Source organism: Sphingomonas albertensis (assembly GCF_014358075.1).
GTDB classification, from domain to species: Bacteria; Pseudomonadota; Alphaproteobacteria; order Sphingomonadales; family Sphingomonadaceae; genus Sphingomonas; species Sphingomonas albertensis.
The window spans coordinates 1-6,773 of record NZ_JACONT010000068.1; the positions used below are offsets into that span (position 1 = coordinate 1).

The 6,773-nt window shown below is 67.5% G+C and carries 7 protein-coding genes; 2 read left to right on the forward strand and 5 right to left on the reverse strand.

Translation table 11 applies throughout. From position 1 onward, the window contains the following. Positions 1 to 94 precede the first annotated feature (94 nt). Positions 95 to 445 (forward strand): hypothetical protein, encoded by a 351-nt coding sequence (locus tag H8S47_RS18315; RefSeq protein ID WP_187505208.1) that lies wholly within the window; start codon positions 95 to 97, stop codon positions 443 to 445. 211 nt (positions 446 to 656) lie between these two features. Here H8S47_RS18315 and pyrC read toward each other — a convergent pair whose 3' ends face one another. Then, positions 657 to 1,691, reverse strand: a complete 1,035-nt coding sequence (gene pyrC, locus H8S47_RS18320; protein ID WP_187505209.1) for a dihydroorotase — start codon at positions 1,689 to 1,691, stop codon at positions 657 to 659. A gap of 99 nt (positions 1,692 to 1,790) precedes the next feature. Here pyrC and ygfZ point away from each other — a divergent pair, with 99 nt between their 5' ends. Beyond that, a complete protein-coding gene (gene ygfZ, locus H8S47_RS18325; RefSeq protein ID WP_235983049.1) occupies positions 1,791 to 2,546 on the forward strand; it encodes a CAF17-like 4Fe-4S cluster assembly/insertion protein YgfZ in 756 nt (251 codons plus the stop codon). A gap of 152 nt (positions 2,547 to 2,698) precedes the next feature. Here the strand turns inward: ygfZ and H8S47_RS18330 are convergent, their stop codons facing one another. The 4 genes from H8S47_RS18330 to H8S47_RS18345 all read right to left on the reverse strand — a co-directional run. Then, complete coding sequence (locus tag H8S47_RS18330; protein ID WP_187505211.1) at positions 2,699 to 3,517, reverse strand: shikimate 5-dehydrogenase; 819 nt, start codon at positions 3,515 to 3,517, stop codon at positions 2,699 to 2,701. Between the two features lie 571 nt (positions 3,518 to 4,088). After that, the gene (locus H8S47_RS18335) at positions 4,089 to 5,210 is read right to left on the reverse strand and encodes an OmpA family protein (RefSeq protein WP_187505212.1); all 1,122 of its coding nucleotides are present in this window, start codon (positions 5,208 to 5,210) and stop codon (positions 4,089 to 4,091) included. 119 nt (positions 5,211 to 5,329) lie between these two features. Next, positions 5,330 to 5,833, reverse strand: coding sequence for a DUF2793 domain-containing protein (locus H8S47_RS18340; RefSeq protein ID WP_187505213.1), 504 nt, complete (start codon positions 5,831 to 5,833; stop codon positions 5,330 to 5,332). Between the two features lie 22 nt (positions 5,834 to 5,855). Next, the coding region (locus tag H8S47_RS18345; protein WP_459565430.1) for a GTA baseplate fiber-binding domain-containing protein at positions 5,856 to 6,773 on the reverse strand (918 nt) is incomplete at its 5' end.

Genomic DNA, 6,773 nt, shown 5'->3' on the forward strand with positions numbered 1-6,773 from the left:
GGGCGGGCGCCCAAACCGTGACTTCAGCGTATGCCACCGCGCCAAAGCCAGCCCACGAGTTGACGCCCCCACCCCAAGCGCTACCCCCCAACAGATGGCCAAACCCGACCGCCTCGCCCGTCTAGACGCCCAGCGCGAAGACCTGGAAACCGACTACCACGAAACCCTCCTGGCAGCGCTCGAAAAGACCGCGTCCGGATCGCTAGGCCTGTTCGACCGCACCGCAGACCGCCGCGTCCGCGCCGCGATCGCCCCGACGATCGACGCGCTCACCGAGATGGGTACCGACATCGACGCGATGCGTGAGCGCCTGATGATGGAGCCCTTTGCGCTCCACCGCGACTTCTTCGCCGCGCGAGGCCCGGTCAGCGCCAGCGCGGTCGGCGAGCAGAAGGAAGCGCGACTGTGGCTGGATCGGCTGACGGCGCCACCTTCTACGCTGTAGATGACCATCGCTACCTAAGCGACAGGCTCCCCTCCCTTGGGAGGAAGGCGCAGGGGGTGGGTCAGCTTCATCTCGTCCGAACGCTCGCGACCAAAGCGGGCCAACCCACCCCCAGCCCCTCCCTTCCAGGGAGGGGAGAACCGATAGCTGAGCACGCCGCTAAAGCTCTGGACGCACCTGCCCGCTCCGCTTCAAGTGCCTCTGAGCAGCCCTACCCCTCGAACCGCCACCCCACATTGGTCCCCGCGAGAAACGGCACCACGGCCGTCTCCCCCGCGCCGATCGACGCCGGCACTTCGGCATCCCCACGCACCAGCGTCACAGTGCCCTCATTCAACGGCAGCCCATAGAACCGCGCGCCATGCTCGGAGGCGAACCCTTCGAACTTGTCGAGCGCGCCCTCCTCGTCGAACACCCGCGCGTACGCCTCCAGCGCGAACGGCGCGTTGAAGATCCCCGCGCACCCGCACCCGGACTCTTTCGCCCCGACGACGTGCGGCGCGCTGTCCGTCCCTAGGAAGAACCGCGGCGATCCCGACACCGCCGCCTGCCGCACCGCGAGCCGGTGCGTCTCGCGCTTCAGCACCGGCAGGCAGTAGGCATGCGGCCTGAGCCCCCCGTCGAACAGCGCGTTGCGGTTGATCAGCAGGTGCTGCGGCGTGATCGTCGCGGCGATCGGATGGTCCGCCTCGGCCACGAACGCCGCTGCCTCTGCGGTCGTGATATGCTCCAGCACGATCTTCAGCCCCGGATAATCGCGGACGAGCGGCGTCAGCACGCGCTCGACGAACACCGCCTCGCGGTCGAAGATATCGATCGACTTGTCTGTCACCTCGCCGTGGATCAGCAGCGGCATGCCGATCCGCTGCAACGTCTCGAGTACCCCGGTCAGCGTGCGGATATCGGTCACGCCGTGCGCAGAATTGGTGGTCGCATGTGCGGGGTACAACTTGCACGCGGTGAACACGCCTTCCGCATAGCCGCGCTCGAGCTCGGCGGGATCGGTACCGTCGGTGAGATAACACGTCATCAGCGGCGTGAACGGCGCATCCCCGACCGCCTCCATGATCCGCCCCCGATATGCCTTGGCAGCCTCGATCGAGGTCACCGGCGGCGTCAGGTTCGGCATGATGATCGCGCGCGCGAACTGCCGCGCGGTATGCCCCGCCACCGCCTCCAGCATCGCGCCATCGCGCAGGTGGACATGCCAGTCATCGGGGCGGCGGATCGTGAGGCGCTCGGTCATGCCGCCTTCCTATCGGCGCGGTGGCTGAGATGCCAGCCGCACGGCTGTTGGAAATTGCCCCGCGCTTGGAAATCGCCCCACGCGCACTAGGTGGTAGCGATGGAACAGCCCGCTCCCGCAACGACGCCCCCCGCCATTCTCCCAACCATGCTGATCGACCGCAGCGTGATCCGCGTCTCGGGCGAGGACGTGCACGGCTTCCTGCAAGGGCTGGTCACCGCCGACACGGTATTGCTCACCCCGGACACCCCAGCCTGGGCCGCGTTGCTGTCGCCGCAGGGAAAAGTGCTGTTCGACTTCATCCTCTGGGCGGATGGCGACGACGTGCTGATCGACGTCGAGGCCGCGCAGGCCGAAGCGCTGACGAAGCGCCTGTCGCTTTACCGCCTGCGCCGCGCGATCACGCTCCAGCCCGACGCGGCCAAGGTCCACTGGTCCCCGACCGGGAACTATGGCGTGCCGGACCCCCGCCTCGCGGACCTCGGCCACCGCTGGCTCGGCCCCGCCGGCGACCCCGCGACCGGCTGGCACGCGCATCGCCTGTCGCTCGGCGTCACCGAAGGCGTCGGCGAACTCGGCAGCGGCGAGACGCTCTGGCTCGAATGCAACGCGCGCGAGCTGAACGGCGTCAGCTTCACCAAGGGGTGTTACGTCGGCCAGGAGAACACCGCCCGGATGCACCACCGCTCGAAGGTCAACCGCCGCCTCGTCGTCGCCCCGTTCACCGAACCGAGCGCCCGAACCCGCGTCACCTATCCCGAACTCGGCCTGATGGTCGAACACCGCCGCGTCGAAGCCCTCGGCGACGCGCTCACGCCCCCCTGGCTGGCCGCAGCACTGACAGAAACGCCCTAACGAGCCCCTCACAATCCTCCCCCGCCAGGGGGAGGTGGCACCGAAGGTGACGGAGGGGGAGGACACGAAACGTAGGTCATCGTCGACCTCCCCCTCCGTCTCGCTACGCGATCCACCTCCCCCTGGCGGGGGAGGATCGAACGTTCCGACACTCAAGAATGCGCGCGCGCCCAGGCGCCGGCATCCGCCACCTGCGCCGCATCCGGCGTCACCCCGGTATACAGCACGAACTGCTGCACCGCCTGCAACGTCGCGACGTCCGCCCCGGTGATGCACCGCTTTCCCGCCGCGGCCGCCGCGCGCAGGAACGGCGTCTCGATCGGATACTGCACCACGTCGAACGCCACCGCGCAGCCGTCGATCATCGCCGCCGGAAACGCGAGCGCCTCGGCATCCGCCCCGGTCATCCCCAGCGGCGTGACGTTCACCAGCAAGGGCACAGTCCCTTCAGGCATCGCCGCCCAGCGATAGCCATAGAGATCGGCCAGCGTCCGCCCCGCGCGTTCGTTCCGCGCAACGATCGTGCCGTCGCGAAACCCGCTGTCGCTCAGCGCCGCCGCGACCGCCTTCGCCATCCCGCCCGAGCCCTGCACCACGAACGGCATCGCCCGGTCGAGGTCCGCGGCCAGATCGACCACCGCGCCATAATCCGTGTTGTGCCCGGTCAGCACGCCGCCGTCGTTGACGATCGTATTGACGCTGTTGATCGCGCCCGCGGTCGGCGCCAGCCCGTCGAGCAACGGGATCACCGCCTCCTTGAACGGCATCGAGATCGCACATCCGCGAATCCCGAGCGCCCGTATCCCGCCGATCGCCGCGTCCAGGTCGGTGGTGGAGAACGACTTGTAGACGAAATCCAGCCCGGTCAGTTCGTACAGCCGGTTATGAAACCGCGTCCCGAAATTCCCCGGCCGCGCTGACAGCGACATGCACAGCTGCGTATCCCGGCCAATCAGCGGTTTCATCTGCATCTCCTCGCTAGGCCCGCCCCAATATAGCCACGAGCCACTACGGTGAAGGGTAGATAGATGTGTTCACGCGAAGGCGCGAAGGCGCAAAGATATGTTCCCCGGCCCCGCGCTCAGCCTCGCACGCATGCGGCAGCCCAAAATTCCATGAGAAGGCGATCGACGCCGCCACGGGCAAACCCTCTTCGCGCCTTTGCGCCTTCGCGTGAACACATCGGCGTTCCGCCAAACGCCGCCGTCACGAAGAGTCCGAACGTTGATTTTGTTCACGCGGAGGCACGGAGCCGCGGAGAGTAAGAAGAAGGGCTTGGACAGCGCTTCCCGCCATGGCCCCGCTCTGGCGAAGCCGATCATCCAAAGCCGCATCGCGGGTGCGCTTACCCGGAACGAGCCATCTCCGCTCTTACTCTCCGCGTCTCCGCGTCTCCGCGTGAACCAAATCTACGCCAGCCCAAGCCGCCGCCCTCGCGATCGGCCACCCCCGCGCAAAGCACAAAAGAAAAGGGAGGCCAGCTTGCGCTGACCTCCCCGATCTTCATTCCGTAACCGACCCGAGAGCCGGTTGGCGAAAGTCTTACTGGCCCGAACCCGGACCGTAGGTGACTTCCACGCGACGGTTCTGCACTTCGCGAACGCCATCGGCGGTCTCGACACGCGGACGGCTCTCGCCGAATGCTTCCGTCGAGATGACGCTGTCCGGGATGGCATGCGAAGACAGGTATGCCTTCACGCCATCTGCGCGGCGCTGCGACAGACCGACGTTGTACGAAGCCGAACCCGACTTGTCCGCGTGACCTGCGAGCATGACCTGTGCGTTGCCGCACGACTGGTACTGCGTGATCGCGTTGTCGAGGATCGACGCTGCCTCTGGCGTGATGTCCGACTTGTCCCATTCGAAGAACACGATGAACGGACCAGGCGAGCAGACCACTTCGACCGGCGCCGGCGGCGGCGGAGGAGGCGGGGGAGGCGGCGGCGGCGGCGGCGGCGGCGGCGGCGGAGCAGCAGGCTCGCCGAAGTTGTACGTCACACCACCAAGGATGCTGTGCGAACGATAGCGACCGTCGAACACGCGGTTCGAAACGTCGACCAGCTTGACGTTCTCGGCGTTGAAGAAACGATACTTCAGCGTCGCGTCGATGTGGTCGGTCAGCGGTGCACGGATACCGGCCAGGCCCTGATACGCGAACACGGTGTCCGAGTCGTTCAGGAAGTCGCCGTTGTTGTTGAGTGCATACTGCGCCTTGACGCGAGCAACACCAACACCACCGCCGATAAAGCCCTGGATGCCATCGTCCGGACCGAAGTCCAGAAGGCCGTTCAGCATGAAGCTGAGAGCCGACGACGAGCCACCGGCATAGTCGTAGTTGCCGGTTGCCGCGTTACCGCGTGCACCGGTCGGGCCAAACACTGGCGTGGTCGTGGTCGACGAGTAGCCGTCCACGGTTGCCTTGCGGTAGCCGACTTCGGTTTCGAGGCGGAAACCGCCAAAGTCGTAGCCCATTACGGCGTCGACATCGTAACCATAGTCATGATCGACCGAACCGGCATTGTTCAATGCGCCGATATCATAGTCGATGTCTTCAACGATCATCGCACCGCCTTCGACGCCTACGTACCACGACTTGTCGCGGGCGAGGGCGGGAGTGGCGAGTGCGGTGGAGGCGAGTGCCAGAACGACGGCAAGCTTCCGCATACTAAATCCCCTTTCATGAGTGTCACACGGACATCGCAAACTCCCTATCCTCGGCCTTGTTTCCACGCAAGCTAACAAAAGTTGATACTGTTGCTGGAACGACACAGTTTTCGGGGGTTTCAGATCGAAATCAATCCGTGCCCCCGTAACGCGGCCAAAATGGCGCCAATAGCGGCCCGCGCGTCCACGTCCACGACGGGTCCGCCGGACGGTTCGACGATGGCCTCGCGCCGAGCGCCAACGACGTCGACTCCGCCGATCGACACACGCGATCCGGCCAGCACACCCAGCGTCCACGCCCCGCTGGCGAACCGCGCGACCTGCGCGTCGGCCACGCTCCACACCGCCATCCCGTCGCGCGGAGCCACGAACCGCCACCCGCCGCTCGTCCATCCGGCAACCGCCCCCGCCTGCCCGACCCATCCGCCGGTCGGCGCGCCGCCGACGATCCACGCGTTCCCCGCCACCGGGTTCGCCGGCGGCGCTTCGGTTCCTACCGCCAGCACGCTCGCCTGCACCGCCAAGTCGAGCAGCGCGAGCGCCTCGTTATGCGTCGTTTCCTTCTGCGCCTGCCCGGGCTGCAACAACGGCAATGCCAGCCGCGGTGTGGTGTCGTCGCTCATCATTCGTTCCCCCGTTCGATTATCAGGCCGGTACGATCAGTTCCGCCGCCAGCGATTCGCCGAACACGCCCCGCTGCCGCACCGCGACGCCGACCGGCCCGTTCCGCTCCGTCGCACTGAGGACGATCCACGGCACCGTGACATCGATGTCGCGCACACCGGTTCCCGTCGTCAGGGTCACCCGGTACGCTTCGCTTTCCTCGGCCAGCGGCGCGTCGACCCCGTCGATCCAGCGCCATCCCGCCCGGCTCCGCCGCGTCCACCGCACCGTCGCGCCGCCATCCGCCTCGCCTCGCCAGCCGAGATGCACCGGAGACGGCGGCACCACCGACGCCCCGCGCATCACGCACCGGGTCTCGATCGGGGTCGCGTCGCCCACGCCCGACGCCATCACCCGGACCTCGCGCCCCAGCACCGACACCGGCAGGTCGAACACCCGCGCCACCTCCGCCTCGATCAGCACGAACCGATCCCCGACCGCTTGCGTGCCAGCGGCCGCCTCGCTCCCCCGCCGCCCGCGCAGCAACCCGCTCAACCGCCACCGCGCGCCACCCAAGGGTTCCGCCCGCGCGAACTGGACGAGTTCGTTGCCGATCAGCGCCAGATTGACCCCGCGATCGAGCGCCGCCGCATCGGCATCACCCAGTTCCATGTCCGCACGCGCCAGGACGATCTCAAACACCCCCCGACGGTCGACCAACGTCGCCGGCGCCCCCGACGCAACGACCGCGGTCGTCCCCAACACCGCAGGCGCAGCCGTTGCCCCCGCCGCCACCCAACTCACCCCGTCATCCACACTGTAGAGCAGAGCCGCCTGCCGCCACGCCGCACCGGAGCCGGCCGCAACCACCGTCATCCGCGGCGCGCGCAACGGCGCCTCCTCCAACCCCGGAACCTCGAACGCCCGCACGATCGTCGCGCCCCCCCCCCCCGCCCCCCC

Coding starts and splice junctions, on each gene's coding strand:
- pyrC (WP_187505209.1), bottom strand. CDS start 1,691: ATGACCGAGCGCCTCACGATCCGCCGCCCCGATGACTGGCATGTCCAC.
- H8S47_RS18335 (WP_187505212.1), bottom strand. CDS start 5,210: ATGCGGAAGCTTGCCGTCGTTCTGGCACTCGCCTCCACCGCACTCGCC.
- H8S47_RS18340 (WP_187505213.1), bottom strand. CDS start 5,833: ATGAGCGACGACACCACACCGCGGCTGGCATTGCCGTTGTTGCAGCCC.
- H8S47_RS18315 (WP_187505208.1), top strand. CDS start 95: ATGGCCAAACCCGACCGCCTCGCCCGTCTAGACGCCCAGCGCGAAGAC.
- H8S47_RS18330 (WP_187505211.1), bottom strand. CDS start 3,517: ATGCAGATGAAACCGCTGATTGGCCGGGATACGCAGCTGTGCATGTCG.
- ygfZ (WP_235983049.1), top strand. CDS start 1,791: ATGGAACAGCCCGCTCCCGCAACGACGCCCCCCGCCATTCTCCCAACC.